The 17,376-nt window shown below is 73.1% G+C and carries 19 protein-coding genes; 2 read left to right on the top strand and 17 right to left on the bottom strand.

From position 1 onward, the window contains the following. Positions 1-30 precede the first annotated feature (30 nt). The 13 genes from ORV05_RS06785 to mftA form a co-directional block, all read right to left on the bottom strand. Entirely contained in the window at positions 31-1,146 is a 1,116-nt protein-coding gene (locus ORV05_RS06785) for an NDMA-dependent alcohol dehydrogenase (RefSeq protein WP_268757586.1), read from the bottom strand. A gap of 36 nt (positions 1,147-1,182) precedes the next feature. Continuing rightward, a complete protein-coding gene (gene mftE / locus ORV05_RS06780) occupies positions 1,183-1,869 on the bottom strand; it encodes a mycofactocin biosynthesis peptidyl-dipeptidase MftE (protein WP_268757585.1) in 687 nt (228 codons plus the stop codon). Further along, a complete protein-coding gene (mftF, locus tag ORV05_RS06775) occupies positions 1,866-3,194 on the bottom strand; it encodes a mycofactocin biosynthesis glycosyltransferase MftF (protein WP_268757584.1) in 1,329 nt (442 codons plus the stop codon). The genes mftE and mftF overlap by 4 nt, the downstream gene beginning before the upstream one ends. Then, positions 3,191-3,973 carry a mycofactocin-coupled SDR family oxidoreductase gene (locus tag ORV05_RS06770; protein ID WP_268757583.1) on the bottom strand — a complete coding sequence of 261 codons (783 nt, stop codon included), beginning with the start codon at positions 3,971-3,973 and terminating at the stop codon, positions 3,191-3,193. Before ORV05_RS06770 ends, mftF begins: the two co-directional genes overlap by 4 nt. Beyond that, positions 3,970-4,818, bottom strand: coding sequence for a mycofactocin-associated electron transfer flavoprotein beta subunit (locus ORV05_RS06765; protein ID WP_268757582.1), 849 nt, complete (start codon positions 4,816-4,818; stop codon positions 3,970-3,972). Before ORV05_RS06765 ends, ORV05_RS06770 begins: the two co-directional genes overlap by 4 nt. Positions 4,819-4,825: 7 nt before the next feature. Further along, complete coding sequence (locus ORV05_RS06760) at positions 4,826-5,125, bottom strand: ferredoxin family protein (protein ID WP_268757581.1); 300 nt, start codon at positions 5,123-5,125, stop codon at positions 4,826-4,828. Further along, positions 5,122-6,483 (bottom strand): FAD-dependent oxidoreductase, encoded by a 1,362-nt coding sequence (locus ORV05_RS06755; protein ID WP_268757580.1) that lies wholly within the window; start codon positions 6,481-6,483, stop codon positions 5,122-5,124. The genes ORV05_RS06760 and ORV05_RS06755 overlap by 4 nt, the downstream gene beginning before the upstream one ends. After that, the gene (locus ORV05_RS06750) at positions 6,480-7,448 is read right to left on the bottom strand and encodes a mycofactocin-associated electron transfer flavoprotein alpha subunit (RefSeq protein ID WP_268757579.1); all 969 of its coding nucleotides are present in this window, start codon (positions 7,446-7,448) and stop codon (positions 6,480-6,482) included. The genes ORV05_RS06755 and ORV05_RS06750 overlap by 4 nt, the downstream gene beginning before the upstream one ends. Then, positions 7,445-9,403, bottom strand: coding sequence for a mycofactocin system FadH/OYE family oxidoreductase 2 (locus ORV05_RS06745; protein WP_268757578.1), 1,959 nt, complete (start codon positions 9,401-9,403; stop codon positions 7,445-7,447). Before ORV05_RS06745 ends, ORV05_RS06750 begins: the two co-directional genes overlap by 4 nt. Next, positions 9,400-11,292 (bottom strand): mycofactocin system FadH/OYE family oxidoreductase 1, encoded by a 1,893-nt coding sequence (locus tag ORV05_RS06740; protein ID WP_268757577.1) that lies wholly within the window; start codon positions 11,290-11,292, stop codon positions 9,400-9,402. Before ORV05_RS06740 ends, ORV05_RS06745 begins: the two co-directional genes overlap by 4 nt. Beyond that, entirely contained in the window at positions 11,289-12,470 is a 1,182-nt protein-coding gene (gene mftC / locus ORV05_RS06735; RefSeq protein WP_268757576.1) for a mycofactocin radical SAM maturase, read from the bottom strand. Before mftC ends, ORV05_RS06740 begins: the two co-directional genes overlap by 4 nt. Positions 12,471-12,539: 69 nt before the next feature. Continuing rightward, positions 12,540-12,803, bottom strand: a complete 264-nt coding sequence (gene mftB / locus ORV05_RS06730; RefSeq protein ID WP_268757575.1) for a mycofactocin biosynthesis chaperone MftB — start codon at positions 12,801-12,803, stop codon at positions 12,540-12,542. A gap of 26 nt (positions 12,804-12,829) precedes the next feature. Then, on the bottom strand, positions 12,830-12,934 hold the full coding sequence (gene mftA, locus ORV05_RS06725; RefSeq protein ID WP_268757574.1) for a mycofactocin precursor MftA: 105 nt from the start codon (positions 12,932-12,934) through the stop codon (positions 12,830-12,832). Positions 12,935-13,015: 81 nt separating this feature from the next. Here mftA and mftR point away from each other — a divergent pair, with 81 nt between their 5' ends. Together mftR and ORV05_RS06715 are read left to right on the top strand one after the other, a co-directional pair. After that, a complete protein-coding gene (mftR, locus tag ORV05_RS06720) occupies positions 13,016-13,606 on the top strand; it encodes a mycofactocin system transcriptional regulator (RefSeq protein WP_268757573.1) in 591 nt (196 codons plus the stop codon). A gap of 48 nt (positions 13,607-13,654) precedes the next feature. Further along, positions 13,655-14,503 carry a class I SAM-dependent methyltransferase gene (locus ORV05_RS06715; protein ID WP_268757572.1) on the top strand — a complete coding sequence of 283 codons (849 nt, stop codon included), beginning with the start codon at positions 13,655-13,657 and terminating at the stop codon, positions 14,501-14,503. A 42-nt stretch (positions 14,504-14,545) separates the two neighbouring features. On the opposite strand, the gene ORV05_RS06710 is transcribed toward ORV05_RS06715, so the two are convergent. The 4 genes from ORV05_RS06710 to ORV05_RS06695 are packed head-to-tail and all read right to left on the bottom strand — an operon-like array spanning position 14,546 to position 17,308. Then, positions 14,546-14,947 carry a hypothetical protein gene (locus ORV05_RS06710; protein WP_268757571.1) on the bottom strand — a complete coding sequence of 134 codons (402 nt, stop codon included), beginning with the start codon at positions 14,945-14,947 and terminating at the stop codon, positions 14,546-14,548. Positions 14,948-15,005: 58 nt separating this feature from the next. Further along, positions 15,006-15,908, bottom strand: coding sequence for an NUDIX domain-containing protein (locus ORV05_RS06705; protein ID WP_268757570.1), 903 nt, complete (start codon positions 15,906-15,908; stop codon positions 15,006-15,008). A gap of 54 nt (positions 15,909-15,962) precedes the next feature. After that, a complete protein-coding gene (locus ORV05_RS06700) occupies positions 15,963-16,910 on the bottom strand; it encodes an ROK family protein (protein ID WP_268757569.1) in 948 nt (315 codons plus the stop codon). After that, complete coding sequence (locus ORV05_RS06695) at positions 16,910-17,308, bottom strand: hypothetical protein (protein ID WP_268759725.1); 399 nt, start codon at positions 17,306-17,308, stop codon at positions 16,910-16,912. Before ORV05_RS06695 ends, ORV05_RS06700 begins: the two co-directional genes overlap by 1 nt. Positions 17,309-17,376 lie beyond the last annotated feature (68 nt).

The raw sequence follows: 17,376 nt of genomic DNA, 5'->3' as shown, positions 1-17,376 counted from the left end.
GGGGCGGGGCGCCCTTCCGGGGTGGTGGGGTCAGGCGGCGTCGTGCAGGATCACGCCGCGGATGTTCTTGCCGTCCCGCAGATCCTGGTAGCCCTCGTTGACCTGCTCCAGCGTGTAGCGCCGGGTGACCAGTTCGTCCAGTTTGATCGCGCCCGCCTGGTACAGCCGCAGCAGGCGCACGATGTCGTACTGCGGGTTGGCCGAGCCGAACAGCGAACCCTTGATGGTCTTCTCGAACAGGGTCAGGATGCCGCCCGAAACGTGCACGGTGAGCTTTTCCGGGTTGGCCAGGCCGGTGACCACGACGACGCCGCCCTTGCCGACGGCGTTGAACGCCGAGGTGATCACGTCTTCGTCCACGGTGCCGACCGTGACCAGCGCCTGGTCGGCCATCTGGCCCCAGGTCAGCTCGACGATCTTCGCCATGGCCTCGTCCGCGCTGGCGAAGGCGTGCGTGGCACCGAGTTTCAGCGCGGTCTCCCGTTTGAACGCCACCGGGTCCACCGCGATGATGTTCTGCGCGCCGGCGTGCGCGGCGCCCTGCACGGCGTTGATCCCGATGCCGCCGATGCCGTAGACGACAACGGTGTCGCCGGCACGGACGCCACCGGTGTAGTTCGCGGTGCCCCAGCCGGTGGGCACGCCGCAGCCGACCAGCACGGCGGTCTCCAGCGGCAGCGACTCGTCGACCTTGACCACCGAGTGCTCGGAAATGGTCGCGCGCTCGGAGAACGTGCCGAGCATGCACATCCCGCCGTAGTCGTTGCCGCCGCCGTGGAACCGGAAGCTGCCGTCCGGCAGGGCCCCGTCCAGGATGGTGGCACCCATGTCGCACAGGCTGGACCGGCCGGTGGCGCAGTAGCGGCAGGTCCCGCAGTTGGGGATGAAGCTGCAGACGACGTGGTCGCCGGGCTTGACCTTGGTGACGCCCGGGCCGACGTCCTCGATGATGCCCGCGCCCTCGTGCCCGCCGACGATCGGAAAGCGGGGTACCAGGTCGTTGTCGATCAGATGCAGGTCGGAGTGGCACAGCCCGGCGGCGGTGAACTTGATGAGCACTTCACCGCTCTTGGGACCGTCGAGGTCCAGTTCCTCGATCTCGAAGGGCTTGTGGGGTTCGTACAGGACAGCGGCTTTGGTCTTCACGCGAAATCACCTCTTTGTGTCGCGGGACGCAGGCACCTACGCCTCCATGATGACACCTTCGGTCAGCGCGTCGGCAGTTTCAAGTAGCGCTTCTTCCCAGCCGCGCAGGATCTCCTCCCCCGCCTCGGCACTCGCCGTGGTCGGATCGCCGAGCACCCCGCTCTCGCTGACCGCGCGGACCCCGCCCGCCCGGAGTTCGCCGATCAGGCTCGGCAGCGGCGAGGTGTTCCCGGGGGCGAGCCGGTCGCGGCGGACGGCGGACGGGCGCAGGGCGAGCATCACCGAGGTCTCGGTGTGCCCGGCGTGGGAGTCGTCGCTGGGACCGCGCGGGAACCAGGCCGCCACGTTGCGTCCCTCGTACCGCAGTTTCGCCACCGCGCGCCGCACCGGAACCGCGTTGCCGCCGTGCGCGCACACCAGCACCACGCCCGCGAACGCGTCGGCCGAACGCACCAGTTCCACCAGCACCGTTTCGGTGGCTTCCTGCCCGATGGACAGCGTCCCGGCGAAACCGGCGTGTTCCCCACTGGAACCGTAGGGCAGGGCGGGAGCGACCACGACGCCCGCGCGGCGGAGGGCGAGCCGCTCGCACAGGGCCACCGCGATCTCGGTGTCCACGGTGAACGGCAGATGGGGCCCGTGCTGCTCGACGGCGCCGAGCGGCACCGCGAGCAGCCGGGGGCCGGTCAGCTCGGGCCAGCTCAGCCCGGACAGTCCGGTCATGGTTTGCCCGGCCAGGACGACAGATCGGGGATCAGCGGCGCCATCGTGCGCTCACGGGCACAGCCCCGCCACACCCCCGCCCCGTACGCGAGGTCGTCGGCGACGCGGGCGAGGAGCCAACGCGCCGGATCGAGGCCGGGCCTGCACACCGCCCATTCCCGCAGGTGGCGAGCCAGCGCCAGGGCGAGCACGACCCGCCCCTTCCGCCGGGCCGCGAGCACCGGTATCGCGAGCGGTCCCCAGGTGCGGGTGAGCGCCTCGGCGAGGTAGTGCCCGGCGCCGAGGTGTCCCCGCAGCGCGATCAGCAGCGACCGGCGTGCGGGCAGGCCGACCGGCCGCAGTTTGCGGGGCAGCAGGGCGGCGGTGCCCAGCGCGAGGGCCGCCGCGGGCAAGGGCCGTCCCGCCGCCGCCAGCCCCCACACCAGTGCCGTCCAGCCGGAGACGCGCACGGGCGCCACCGCCCGGCGTCCGTGTCGCCGGGCCAGCGGCGCCGCCGAAGTGCCGTAACGGAACCGCTGTTCCAGCCAGGCCCGCCAGGTCGGTCTCGGCGCGTGCAGCACCTCCGCGGCGGGCTCGTACCGCACCCGGTGGCCGTGCGCGACGAGCCGCCAGATCAGGTCCACGTCCTCGCCGTAGCGCAGGCCCTCGTCGAACCCTCCTGCCTCGCGCAGCGCGGACGTGCGCACCACCAGCGCGGCGGTGGGCAGGTAGGTGACGCGGCCGCCGGGCCGCACCGGGGCCGGGTCCGGGCCGAGGTCCAGCGCCGAGCGGACCCGCTCGTACCGGGCGAGCGCGGAGGGCCCCGGCACGCTTCGCACGCGCGGCGCGACCGCGGCCACGGCGGGATCTTCGAAATGCGGCAGGAGGGTTTCCAGCCAGCCGGGCACCGGTTCGGTGTCGGCGTCGAGGAAGGCGACCAGTTCCGTCGTCACGGTGCGCCAGCCGGTGTTGCGGGCGGCGGCGGGGCCGCGCGCCGTCTCGTGGCGGTGGGCCGCGCCCTCGACGGGGATCCGTGAGCCGTCGTCGACCACCACGGTGCGCCCGGCGGGCAGCGGGCCGTCGAAGTCCCGTACCGGCATCACCACGGTGACGTCGGCGGTGGACAGGCTCGACCGGCGGTAGTCGGGATGCGCCATCCCGGCGTCGATCAGCCGGCCGGCGAGCGTGCGCCGGGCCTTGCCCTCCCCGACCTCCGCGCCGTCCCGCCACCGCGCCACCAGATCCGCCCCCGCCGCGGACAGCCGGAGCACCCGCAGCGGCGCGCCTCCGACGAGCACCCGGCCGAAGCTCCGCGTGCCCGGATCGAACCGCAACCAGAGTTTCACGCCGTGAAGCCTCCGTCGGCGTGCACGACGGTGCCGGTGATCGCCGAGGACTGTTCGCCGCACAGCCAGCAGACGGCCGCCGCCACCTCGTCCGGTTCGAGCAGCCGTTCCACGAGCTGGTGCTGCGCGAACTCCTCGACGTCGCCGAGGTCGTAGAGGTCCGCGGTCGCGTCGAGCATCGCGGTGCGGGTGGAGCCGGGAGACACCGCCGTGGCGGTCACCCCGGTGCCGCGCAGATCCGTGGCCAGGCCCCGGATCAGCCCGACCACCGCATGCTTGGCCGCGTTGTACCCCGCCAGATGCCACAGCCCCCGGTGCGCCGCCGCCGAAGCGAGCGCGACGAACCGGCCCGAGCGGGGCTGCCCGCGACGCAGCAGCGCCGGGACGGCGGCGCGGGCCAGGTTGAACACGCCGCGCACCCCGGTGTCGAACAGCGCGTCCCATTCGGCGTCTTCGGTCTCCCACAACGGTTTCCCGCCCGCCATGAGCGCCGCGGCGGCGACCGCGGCGTCCAGGCCGCCGAACTCGCGCTCGGCGAGCGCGACGGCTTCGGTCAGCGCCGCGGGGTCCCGCACGTCGGCCACGACGTCGAGGACCGAACCCGGCCAGCGGTGTGCCAGGGCCGCGAGCTCTTCCCGCCGTGCCAACGGATACCGCGCGCCGGGAAGGTCCGCGCACACGTCCACCGCGACCACCCGCCAGCCATCGACGGCGAGCCGGTCCACCACGGCGGCCCCGATCCCGCGGGCCGCCCCGGTGACCACGGCGACCCGGCTCACGACAGGTACCCGCGTTCGCGCAGGTAGTCCAGCAGCTCGCGGGCCGCCTCGGCGGGGGTTTCCGGCCGGAGCACCTTCGGTGGCGTGCGTTCCACGAGCGCGCCGGTGAGCGCGAGCAGGCGCTGGTGCGGTTCGGCCCCGGCCGGGGCGGGCAGCACGCGGGGCCGCGGCCGGTACGGCCGCACCACACCGGCGGAACCGTGCCCGGACGCGGCGTCCGCAGGGGCTACCGCGGGTACCGAGGGCACCTCGGCGCGCCGCGCGGCGAGCACGGCGGGCAGGGAAGCACGCCGCAGCAGCGTGCCCGCCGGTTCCACCGAGCAGACCGCGGGCAGGCTCACCGCCAGCCGTTCCCGCCGCCCGCCGTCGAGCCGCCGCAGCGCCCGCAACCGGCCGTCCTCCACGCTCAGCTCCAGCAGGCCGAGCGCCTGGCAGGCCCCCAGTTCGTGCGCGAGGAACGCGGGGGTGCTGCCGGTTCCGCGATCGGCGGAACGGTCGCCGCAGACCACGATGTCCGGCCGCGCCGGCAGACCGGCGGCCAGCAGGCGGGCGGTGTCGTGCCCGTCCTCACCGACCGTCCGGCCCGGCTCCGGCCCCTCGATCCGCAGCACCTCGTGTGCCCCGGCGGCCAGCGCCTCCCGCAGCATCTCCTCCGCCTCCGCGGGCCCGACCGTCACCGCGAGGCACCGGCCACCGAACGCTTCGGCGAGCCGCAACGCGTGTTCCAGCGCGGCCCGGTCGGCGGCCGAGGCCCCGCTGGTCCTGGCGTCGGTGCGCACCTCACCTGTGAGCGGGTCCACCGACGCGCGCTGGTCACTCCAGCGCAGTGCAGCCACGACCAGCATTCTCGTCTCATCCCTTCCTGAAGACGACGCCGTGGCCGCCGTCCGGGTAGCTCCAGCTGATCGCACCCTCGTTGTTGCAGATCTGGTAGCAGGTGCCGCATTCGAAGCACTGTTCGTAGTTGAACAGGATGCCGCCCTCGCTGGTCGGCACGAACAGGTCGGCCGGGCAGGCGTGCACGCACGCCTTGGTGGTGCAAGAACGGCAGATCTCGGTGTCCACGGTGATGTGCGGGCGTTCGGCCACCCGGAACTCCACAGTGGACATCACGTCGTCGAACGCCCGTTCCTGGTAACGCCGCTCGGTCATCGCAGTCCTCGCATTCCGGTCCAGCTGTCGCGGACGAGATCCCGCAGGCGGACCCCGTTGTCCCTGGCGCTGCGCCGCAGGAGCCTGCGCAGGCCCGGTTTCGGCCGCGGGTTGTCCACCTGGAACATTCCCTGGACCAGATCGCACACCAAGCCGGGGTAGTTCCGCTGCATCCGGTCGGACAGCACCAGCCCGGGGAAGTCCCGCAGCCTGCGGTGGTCGGCCAGGACGAACGAGGACTCCAGCAGTTTCCGGTACCCGGAAAGCCCGCGCCGCGAGGTGTCCCCGGCGCCGATCGCGGCCGCCGCGGCCCGGCCCGCGTACATCCCGGCGCCGAGCGCGAAGTTGACGCCCTCCAGCCAGATCCCGGCCGCCAGGCACATCGCCGCGGCGTCCCCGGCGATCAGGATGCCGTCCCCGGCCAGCTCCGGCATCGACCGGTAGCCGCCCTCCGGGATGAGGTGCGCCGAGTACTCGATCTGCTCGCCGCCCCGGATCAGCGGGGCGATCGCCGGATGCCGCTTGAGCTCGGCGAGGATCTCTTCCGGACGGGTCTTCGCCTCGCGCACCCCGGTCAGCCCGAGCACCACGCCGAGGCTGACCGATTCGAGGTTGGTGTAGAGGAACCCGCCGCCGGGGATGCCGCGCGTGCAGCCGAGCATCTCGATGTCCACCCCGTCGCGGCCGCTGATCGCGAACCGTTCTTCGAGGGTTTCGCGGGGCAGCGCCAGTGTCTGCTTCACCCCCAGGGTGAGGTGCTCGGCCTGGTGCTCGTCCGGGAACATCCCGGCTTCCTTGGCCAGGAACGAGTTCACGCCGTCGCAGGCGATCACCACGCGGGCCGTGAGATCGCCGTCGGGCCGGTCCGTGCGCACCCCGGCCACCGCCCCCGAGGCGTCCTTCAGCAGCCCGGTGACCACGGTGGAGGTCACCAGCACCGCACCCGCCTCAACCGCCTGCTCCGCGAGCCAGCCGTCGAGATCCGCCCGGAACGCGGTCGCCCCGTTGTACGGGGGGCGGCCCCAGTCCTCGGTGCGGAAGTCGACGGTGAGCGCCTGGGACGGGGTCATCACCATCGTCGAGCGCCGGGTCACCCAGCGCTGCACCGGCATCCGCTCCCACCACCGGGGGATCAGCTCGTCGAGGATGCGGCCGTAGACCACGCCGCCGTAGACGTTCTTGGCCCCCGGAAACGGGCCGCGCTCGACCAGCGCGACGGACAGTCCGGCCCTGGCGGCCTCCATCGCGGCGGCCGAACCGGCAGGCCCGGCGCCGACCACCACCACGTCGAAGGTGCGGGTCGCCGCTTCCTCCTCCCCAAGCACCACGGACTTCGAACCGGGACCCGCGTGGGTCATGACCGCACCTCCAGCATTCGGGCCAGTTCGAGCAGCACGGCCTGCGCGTCCGCGACGATGCCCAGGTCCGCCATCGCGGTCATCGGGCACGAAGGATCGAGGTTGATGCTCACCACGTGCGCCGGATCGCCGAGCCCGCCGATGTGCTGCGCGGCGCCGGAGATGCCGAACGCCACGTACAGCTCGGGCTTGACCACCACCCCGGTGGTGCCGATCTGGCGCTGGTAACCGGTCCAGCCCGCGTCGGTGACCACGCGGGTCGCGCCGACCGAGGCCCCCACGACCGAGGCCACCCGGCCCAGCAGGCCGACGACCGCCGGGCCGTCGAGTTCGCCGTGCCCGAGCCCGGCCCCGGCACCGAAGATCCGCGGCGCCTCGGCCAAATCCACCGTGCCCGGTTCGGGATCCAGGACCTCCAGCACGGTCACGTCCGGCCCGGTGCCCGGCGTGTCTGCCAGGCCGGGCAGCGCCAGCTCGGTGAGCACGGCCGGTTCCCCGGCGGGAGCGGCGCCCCGCACCCCGGGCCGCAGGGTGGCCACGAAGGGGCCGTCCACGGCCAGCCCGACGCAGGCGCGGTCGTCCCAGCGGGCCAGCTCCGCCCCGCCGCCGGTCACCCGGATCGCACCCGGCAGCAGCGGCCGCCCCAGTTCGGCGGCCAGCCGGGGCGCCAGATCGCGACCGTCCGGTGAGGACGGCAGCAGGATCCGTTCGGTGCCGGACAGCACGGCGGCCAGCTGCCGCGCCCAGCGGCCCGGGGCGAACGCGCCGTTTTCGGCCAGCCGTCCGTTCCGCAGGGAGACCAGTTCGCCCGCGGCCTCCTTCACGCCGGTACCGGCCAGCAGCGCTTCCCCACCGGCTTCCGCGACGGTCTCGTCCGCGCCCAGCGGCAGCACCCCGTCCCGCACGACGATGACGGCTACGGTGCTTACGGGGGTGTCCACAGGAGTGTCCACAGGGGTGTTCACAGTGCCACCCCCACCCGGTGGCCTTCGATCACCGCGGCGTGCGCGCGGCGCGGCGTCAGGCAGTCCCCGGCCCGGTGCACCGGGAACGGGGCGTCCCTGAGCTGGTGCCACAGGTCGTCCTCGGGGGCCTGATGCGTCGCGCACACCACCCAGTCGCATTCGAGCTCGGTGGTGGTGCCCGTGGTGTGGGTGAGCACCTGCAGCGCGACCCGTCCGTCCTTTTCGGACGCGCCGAGCACGACCTCGTCGGTGTGCTGGGAAATTCCCTTGGCGTGGGCCCGCACGTTGAACGTCTCCATGTCCAGGGTGATGCCGAGATCCTGGCCGACCACCATGCCGGAGGTGGAGATCCGGACCCGGCAGCCGCGGTCGGCGAGCAGTTCGGCGACCGAGGTCGCCTGGTGGAACCCGAGATCGTCGATCACGACGACCTCACCCTCGGGCGCCGCGCGGCCCTCCAGCACGTCGCGCACGTCCACCACCCGGTCCAGCCCGCCCGCCCAGTACGGCGCGAGCGGTTTCGCCCCGGTGGCCAGCACCACCGCGTCCGGTGCCTCGGCACGCAGTTCGTCCGCGGTGACCTCGGCCCCGGTCTTGACGTCCACGCCGTAGCGCTGGCATTCGGCGAGCAGGTTCCGGACCACGTCGAGGAATTCGGCGCGGCTGGGCACGCTCGCGGCCACCGCGACCTGCCCACCGGTGTGCTCCCGGCGCTCGAACAGGGTCACGTGGTGCCCGCGCTGCGCGGCCGTGGAAGCGGCCTGCAGCCCCGCGGGACCGCCGCCCACCACCAGCACCCGCTTCGGCCGCGGGCCCGGCGGCGGCAACGGGACGCTCTCCCGGCCGGTGCGCGGGTTTTCGATGCAGCCCAGCCAGCGGTTGAGCCCCATCCGGCCGACGCACTCCTGGTTGCAGGACAGGCAGGTGCGGATCTCGGTGGCGTGCCCGGCCCGCGCCTTGGCCACGAAGTCGGCGTCCGCGATCTGCCCGCGGACCACGCCGACCAGATCGCAGTGCCCCTCGGCGAGCGCCCGTTCGGCCTGCACCGGGTCCTTGATCCGGCCCACCCCGATCACCGGCAGCCGCACGGCCTGCCGGATGGCGTTGGAGATGAACAGCGCGTACCCGGGCGGGATGGCCATCGAGGCCTCGATCATGAACAGGGTGGAGGTGGCCACCCCGATCGAGGTGTTGATGTAGTCGACCTTCCCGGTCGCCTCCACCATCCTGGCCACCTCGACCGCTTCGCCGATCGTCGTGCCGCCCTCGATCAGCTCGTCACCGCACAGCCGCACGCCCAGCGCCCGGCCCGGCCCGATCGCCTCGCGCACCGCGTCGATGATCTCCAGCAGGATGCGCGCCCGGTTGGCCAGCGAACCGCCGTAGGCGTCGGTGCGCAGGTTCGTCGCCGGGGACAGGAATCCCCGCACGATCGAGGAATGCGAGCACTGCAGTTCCACCCCGTCGAAACCGCCCTCGGCGCAGTGCCCCGCGACGGTGCCGTATCCGGCGACCACCTCGGCGATCTCGTGGGTGTCGATGGCCTTGGGCACCTCGCGGAACATGGGGTCGGGCACCGGCGAGGGCGCCCAGACCGGCAGCCGCGAATACATCGACGAGGCCTGCCCGCCGTTGTGGTTGAGCTGGGCGAGGATCGGCACCCCGTGCGCGTGGACCGCCTCGGTGATGCGGCGGTAACCCGGAACGGCCGAACGGTGGAAGCCGTGGATCAGCTTCTCGTACGGCCAGTCCGTCCGGTGCGTCGAGTGCTCCTCGGTGATGATCAGGCCGGCACCGCCCGCCGCACGGGCGGCGTAGTACTCGGCGTGCTGCTCGCTGGGCAGCCCCTCGGCCGCGTAGTTGGTCAGGTGCGCGGAGAACACGATCCGGTTGCGCACCACCAGCGGACCGACCCGCAGCGGGGCGAACAGGTACTTGTACCGACCGCCGGTCATAGCAGGATTCCTTCCCGGGACAGCGCCATCGCCGCGCGACGGCCCTCCAGGATCGCTTCGTGCACGGTGCGGGGCGCCACGCAGTCGCCCGCGCGCCACCGCCCGCCGAGGGTCTCGTCCGGCAACCGGTGTCCACAGTGGACTACGACGGCGCAGGGCAGCTCGCGCCGCTGCGCGGTGAACCGGTCCTGGAGCACGACGTGACCGTCGTGCACCGCACGCAGCACCGACCGCTTGGCCAGTGTCACCCCGGCCCGCTGCAGCCTCGCGTTCGCGTCGGCGAGATCGCCGGTGAGCGCCAGCTGGGTGCCGATCACCTGGTCCTGGCTCACGATCGCGGTCGGCCTGCCCTGGGCGGCCAGCAGCTCCGCGACTCCGGCGCCCACGTAGTCGCCCACCGGGTCGGCCACCACCACCGGCCCGTCCGGCAGCGCCGCCCCGGACAGCAGGTCCACGACATCGAGCACGGTGCCCCCGTGCACGGTGTAGTTCCGGGGCCCGGCCACCGATCCGGTGGCCACGATCGCCTCCCGGTCCGGTGCGCTCACCTCGACCCCGGTGGAGACGCGCACCCCGAGGCGGCGCACCTCGCCCTCCAGCCAGTCGGCCAGCCGCGCCAGGCGTTCTCGGCCGCCGACCTGCGCGGCCACGCGCAGCAGGCCGCCCAGGCGGTCGGAGCGTTCGGCCAGTTCGACGCGGTGCCCGCGCAGCGCGAGCACGCGGGCCGCCTCCAGCCCGGCCGGGCCGCCGCCGATCACCAGCACCTCGCGCGGCGCGTCCGTCCCGGTGAGCGCGGGGTCCTCGGTTTCGTGGCCGCTGCGGGGTTCGCCGATACAGGCGACGATCGGGTTGCGGTTGTCGCGCACGCGGCATTTCTGGTTGGACAGCACGCACGGGCGGACCGCGGCGCCGGAACGCACCTTGGCGACCAGTTCCGGATCGGCGATCTGCGCACGGGTCATCTCGACCAGGTCGGCGACCCCGTCGCCGAGTGCCCGCTCGGCCTGGCCGGGATCGACCACACTGCCCTGCAGCACGGTCCGCGTCCGCCCGTCGACCGCCTCGGTGATCCCGCGGCACAGGTCGAGGTTGAACCCCGGTTCGGTGTGCAGGTCCGGCCGGGTGGCCGACGAGCTCATCGCCGAACCCCGCACCGGCACCAGGTAGTCGGCCAGGCCGGCGAGGTCACGGGCGAGCACGGCGGCCTGCTCCGGGGTAATCCCTGCCCACGGGGCCAGCTCGTCGCACGACAACCGAAGGCCCACCACACGGCCGTCTCCCAGTGCTTCCCGCACCACGCCGAGCACCTCGCGCAGCAGCAGGGAACGGTCGCCGCCGTAGGCGTCGCCGCGCTGGTTGGTCAGCCCCGAGGCGAACTGCCGCAGCAGCGAGTACTGCCCGGCATCGATCTCGACACCGTCCATCCCGGACTCCGCGGCGAGCGCGGCGGCATCGGCGAAACCGGCCACCAGCGCCCGGATGTCCGCCTCTTCCATCTCCATCGGCAGTTCCCGGCTCGCCACGTCCGGCACCCGCGACGGCGCCCACAGCGCGGACTGGCTGTAGGCCGAGGAGCCCTGTGAACCGGCGTGCCCGAGCCCGGCCAGCACGAGCGCCCCGTGCGGACGGCAGGCGTCGACAATGGAGGACCAGCCGGGTCCGGCGAGCGCGGCGAGCGGCGCCCGCTCGTACGGCCAGTCGGAGTCGTGCACGCTCGCGGTCTCGGTGACCACGATCCCCGCACCGCCCGCGGCGCGGGTGCGGTAGTAGGCGACGTGCCGTTCGGAGAACACCCTGCCGCGGGCGAGGTTCGTCTCGTGCGGGCCGAACAGGACGCGGCTCGGCGCCGTCCGTCCGGCCAGCTCGACCGGGGTGGTGAGCGCGCTCACCGGAGACCGGCGAGTGGGCTGGTGTCACACGCCCGGTCCGGCCGTCCGCCCTCCGGCGGACCGAAGCCGATCGCGACCGGAACCGCCCGCCGCTTGCGGTGTGAATGGTCCACATCGGACCGGGGCGGGGGCGCGCCCACGGTCTGCAGCGCGCGTTCCCCGTGTCCCTGCACGCATTCCGGGTCCGGGCCGTCCAGCGGCAGACCGGTGAAGAACTTGGCGGCCATGCAGCCGCCCTGGCAGGAGTCGTACGCCGAACACGACGTGCAGGCGCCCCCGGTCTGCGGCCCGCGCAGCCGGGTGAACAGCTCCGACTCCGTCCACACGCGAGCGAAACCGCCCTCGTCCCGCACGTTGCCCGCCAGGAATTCCTGGTGGATGGCGAACGGACAGGCGTAGACGTCGCCGACCGGGTCGATCAGGCACACCACCCGGCCCGCCCCGCACAGGTTCAGGCCCGGTAACGGATCCGACCCGAGCGCGTTGAGGTGGAAGAACGAGTCGCCGGTGAGCACCTTCTCGCCGCGCGCGACGAGCCAGTGGTACAGCTCGAGCTGCTGCTCGGCGGTCGGGTGCAGTTCGTCCCACACGTCGGCGCCGCGGCCCGACGGCCGCAGCCGCGTGATCCGCAGCTGCGCGCCGTAGGTGTCGGCGATCTCGGCGAACCGGTCGAGCTGGCCGACGTTCTGGCGCGTCATCACCACACTGAGTTTGAAATCGCGGAAACCGGCGTCGGCCAGGTTCGTCATGGCGCGGATCGCGGTGTCGTACGAGCCGGGGCCCCGCACCGCGTCGTTGACCTCGGCGGTGGCCCCGTCGAGCGAGATCTGCACGTCCACGTAGTCGGTCGCGGCGAGCCACCGGGCCCGTTGGGGGGTGAGCTTGACGCCGTTGGTGGAGAACTTGACCCCCACCTGGTGGTTCACGGCGTACTCGACGAGTTCCCAGAAGTCCGGGCGCACGGTGGGCTCACCGCCGCCGATGTTGACGTAGAAGACCTGCATGCGCTGCAGCTCGTCGATGACCGCCTTGCACTCCTGGGTGCTCAGCTCCCTCGGATCCCGTCGGCCGGACGAGGAAAGACAGTGCACGCAGGACAGATTGCAGGCGTAGGTGAGTTCCCAGGTCAGGCAGATGGGCGAGTTGAGCCCATGCTTGAAGTGCTCGACGAGCTTCATCGCACGTCCTTCTCGATCGGGGATTCGGCAGCGCCGGACCGGCATGGATCGGCACTGTTTCCGGCGTGGTCAGCGCCGTTCGATGGTGCCGGTCTCCGCCAGGCCGGCCAGCGCCTTCAGATAGCTGGGGCGCTGGTCGTCCGGCACTCCGGCCGCGTCCAGCGCGGCATGCACGTCGGGCTGGTCCGCGAGACCGCGGACCACCTCGACGAGCATGGGGGTTTTCAGGAACGAAAGCCTTCGGGTGCCGAAGTCGTAGGCGAGCGCGCCGAACGGTTCCGGCCGGAGCGCGACCCGTGGTGAGCACCGGTAAGGCTGATCGGGTTCGAACATGGGCAACGGGGGCTCGGCGGACGGGCTCAGTAGACGCCGCACATGCCGTCGATGGAGACCTCCTCGACGAGCAGATCCTCTTCCACCAGAGCGTCTTCGTGCGCCTGCGGAGCCTGCTGTGCCTCGGACATGGGATGCTCCCTTCGTCGGGTCGCCTCGATGCGACCGGCGTCACCGAGAATAATGGCACCGAGTGCCGAATGGAAGGGGTCATGAGCGATCCGCTGACCACGCGGTCCGGGCGCAGGCCGATCACCTCACGCGCCGAGGTCGAACACGCCGCCTTCGAACTGTTCGCCCGTCAGGGATTCGAACGCACCACGATCGACGACATCGCGCGCGCGGCGGGGATCGGGCGGCGGACCTTCTTCCGGTACTTCCCGTCCAAGAACGACATCGCCTGGGGTGACTTCGACGGGGAGCTGCAGCGGATGCGCAAGCGGCTCACCGGCTACCCACCCGAACTCCCGCTGGTCGAGGCGATCCGCTCGGCGCTGGTGGACTTCAACCGCATCCCGCCCGAGGAGGCGCCCTGGCACCGGCGGCGGATGGAACTCATCCTCACCACGCCCGCGCTGCAGGCGCATTCCGCGCTGCGGTACGCCGACTGGCGGCAGGTGCTCGCCGAATTCGTCGCCGGCCGGCTCGGCATCGCCCCGGATTCCCTTGCGCCCCAAGCCATCGCGTACGCCGTACTGGGCATCGCGCTGGCCGCCTACGAACAGTGGCTGCGGTCGCCGGAGTCCGATCTGGCCGAGCTGCTTGCCGCGGGGCTGACCGAACTCGGCGCCGCGATCCGCTGACGGGCACACTGGCATCCGGGAGGCAGAGCCGGAAGGGGCGGGAACGCGATGGCCATCGGTGACACCTTGCTCGCCCGCGGATCCGAGGCGATCAGCCCGACCGGGCACTACACCGGCTACGTGTGGGTCCGCAACGGACTGGCGCCCGCCGCGCTGGCCACCCCCGAGGGCAGGCTCTTCTACCACGCGCTCGAACCGGCGATGACGGCCAGCAGGCTGCTCGGCGGGCCGACCTTCGAGGATCTGCTCCTGGCCCGCCACCGGGTGCTCGACGCGCTACTGGCCGGCCCGATCGAGCGGGGCGAAATCGGCCAGGTGGTCGAGATCGCCGCCGGGCTGTCCGCCCGCGGGTGGCGGTTCACCCGGCGGTACGGGGACAAGCTCACCTATGTGGAGGCGGACCTGCCGGGGATGGCCTCCCGCAAGCGGCGGCTGCTGGCCCGGCTGGGCGGGCAGGCCCCTCGCGTCGCCGTCGTCGACGCGCTGCGCGAAGACGGGCCGGACAGCCTCGCCTCCCTCGCCCGCACCCTCGACGAGGACACCGGCACCGCCATAGTCACCGAAGGGCTGCTGAACTACTTCGACACGGCGACGGTACGACGGATGTGGGCCCGTTTCGCGACCGTGCTGCGGCGTTTCCCCGTCGGGGCCTATTTCGCCGACCTGGTCCCCGCCCCGCACGGCTGGGCACTGGCCCCGCGGCTCGGCACCGGCTTGATCGCGGTCGCCGTCCGCGGTCGCGTGCACCACCCCTTCACCGATCCCGCCGCGGCCGTCGCCGCCCTGCACGAGGCGGGTTTCGCCACCGCCGAGGTGCGGCCCGCGACCGACTACCCGGCGTCCGGCCCCGACACCGCCGGCGCGCGCCTCCCCCACATCATCGACGCCCGGACCTGACGCCCCTCCCCCGTCTGAGGGGCTGGGGCGAGCCGTGACGGGTCAGAGAACGGTATCGGCGTCGCTGGTGGTGATGACGGTGGCGGGCAGCGGGGTGTCCGGGAAGGGGGCGAAGCTGAAGTGGACGCGGCCGTCGGACGCGCCGGGCACCGGCGAGATGATGCCCGCCGTGTCGACGTCGTGGAGCGCGGCGAGCAGCTGCGCGAACGCCTCGGGAGCGCCGACCGGTTCCGCACGGGTCTGAACCAGAGTCCGGTGCAGGGCGCTGACGTCCCACCCGTCGCTGGAACCGCTGCCCACCGGCACCGCGAGGGTGGCGTCGAGCAGCCAGTGCGGCGCCTTGCCGGGCAGCGCGGGCGTCGGATGAGCCGAGACGGCGATGATGTGGTCCGCCCGGATCAGGCCGTCGCTGATCGTGCGCACCCAGACCTTCGGTAACCCCATGCCCCGATCCTAAGCGCGCGACGGCACTTTGACGGAGAAGTGCGACTCGCCTGAAGGCTCAACCGGCGTCGAGGACGTCGAGCAGGGCACCGGGGCCGAGCAGCGAGGCTCCCTCCCCGGCCACCCGCCCCCTCAGCTCGCGGTCCGCGGTCACGACGACCAGGTGGTCGTCCGGGCGGGCGGTGCGGACCTCCCTCGTCGCCGCCACGATCGAGGCGTCCCCGTCCCGGGGCGCGGCCACCACCTCCACGCCGTCGGCCGGGCCCACCCCGCGCGCCTGGCCTTCCAGGACGAGCACCACCCTCGGCCACCACGACCAGTTGTCCCCCGCGTCCAGCCCCACGTCGGAACCGCGCAGGCCGCTGCGCGCCAGCAGCGCCAACCGGTCACGCAGCCGTTCCGCCGCCGCGGGCCGATCCCGCCACCAGCCGTCCGGGCGCGAACCGACCACGTTCGCGCCGTCCACCACCAGCACCAGTTCACGCCCGAGCTGCTCGTGCAACGCGGGCCAGGCCGCGGCGAAGTCGTGGTGCAGCGGGAAGGCCGTCACCTCCGACGGCGGCACCCAGCGCAACTCGTCGCTCTCGTCGTTCATCACCTGCTCGCGCAGCGGCCACCGCGGCACCGCGAGCACCGTGGTGTAGCTCCAGCCGCCGTGATCGGCCGTGGACGCCGCCACCGGGCGGACCGCGGTGGCCGGGACCGCGGCCTCCTCCTCCGCCTCCCGTACCGCGGCCTCCCACGGCTTTTCGGTGCTGCGCAGCGCCCCGCCCGGTAACGCCCACGTGCTGCCGTGGTGGGTCCACCAGGCCCGCCGCTGCAGCAGCACCCCCCGCCCCGGATCGGTCAGCAGCAGACCGGCCGCGCCATAGCGGCCCCAGTGCCGGTGCCCGCCGAGACACACCACGAACCCGTCCCCATCGGCGCAAGCGGCGTCGTCAGGAGCGGGGGACAGTGGCACGGCGAGCCTCCGGGAACAAGCGGACCGACTCCTCCAGCTTGTCACACCGAGCGCTCAGGAGGCGCCTTCCAGCGCGAGAGCCGCCGCCCCCACCATCGCCGCGTCGTCACCCAGGTGCGCGGTGCGGATCCGGGCCAGTGGCCGGTGCCGGGCCCCGGTGATCGCGCCCGCGTAGTGCTCGCGGGCCTCGTCGAGGAACAGCGTCGAAGAACCGGACACCCCGCCCCCGATGACCACGATCTCCGGATCGAACACGTCGGCGACCAGCGCGAGGCCCTCGCCCAGCCATTTCGCCAGCTCGGCCACCGCGCGCTGGGCGACCGGATCGCCGTCCCGCGCCGCCCGCGCCACCCGGCGGCCGGTGATCGCCCCGGGATCCTCCGCCATGTCCCGCGCCAGCACCGTGGACTGGCCCGGCTGCCGGGCCATCAGCTCGATCGCCGTCGCCGCCAGCGCGGTACCGCTGCAATACCGCTCCCAGCAGCCGTACTTACCGCACGGGCAGGCCCGGCCGCCGGGCACCACGGTCAGATGCCCCAGCTCCGGCGCCACGCCGTGGGCGCCGCGGTAGATCTCGCCGTCCAGCAGCAGCCCGGCCCCGATCCCGGTGCCGATCGCCACCAGCGCGGCCACCCGCGCACCCCGCGCCGCACCGAAGCGGTGTTCGCCCAGCGCGGCGGCGTTCGCGTCGTGCTCCAGGGTCACCGGCAGGCCGACCCGCTTGGCGATGCGCTCCGCCACCGGGGCCGCCCGCCACGCCAGATGCGGCGCGAACATCACGGTCTCCCGGTCGCTCGCCACGAACCCGGCGACCGCGAGCCCCACCGCGACCACCTCGTCGTACCGGTTGCGCAGTTCATCGATCACCCCGGAGATCGCGTCCTCCAGCGCGTTCTCGTCGCTGGGGGTGCCCGCCCTGGCCGTGTCCAGGACGAACCCCTGCTCGTCCACCACGGCCGCCCGGACACTCGTCCCCCCGACGTCAAGGCCGATCGCCCGCACTAGCGCTCCCCGGTCCCGTCCGCCGCACCGTCCCGCCAGCGCACGGGGATGCGCTGCACCCTCGCCGAGGCGGCGGGCTCGGGCTGTTTCCGGGCGGGCTGGAAACCGGGCATGTGGAAACCGTGCTCGGGCTCCCAGCGGTCCGCCAGCACGGCACGCAGCAGCGCGACCAGCTGGGCCAGCTGCTCGACCAGGCGGGCGGCCAGCTCCGGCCGTTCACCCCGCGCCACCGCGACCACCGCGCACAACGGGCACCACCCGCAGCTCGACCGTTCCCGCTCGTCCTCCCCGTGCCCGGCGGCCACCAGGCCATCCAGCCACGGCGCCGCGCGCTCGATCACCATCTCCACCAGCAGACGGATCTCCTCGGCGAGGCTCGCCCCCTCGGCGTCGGTCATGCGGGCCTCCTGTGCCTCGCGGGACACCCGCACCCGGTCGGCCCCCATGACCCGCCCCACCCATTTTC

The organism is Amycolatopsis cynarae (assembly GCF_026802195.1).
GTDB classification, from domain to species: domain Bacteria; phylum Actinomycetota; class Actinomycetes; order Mycobacteriales; family Pseudonocardiaceae; genus Amycolatopsis_E; species Amycolatopsis_E rhizosphaerae.
The sequence above is the reverse complement of the archived record's forward strand: the minus strand, read 5'-3'. Positions and strand labels throughout refer to the sequence as shown.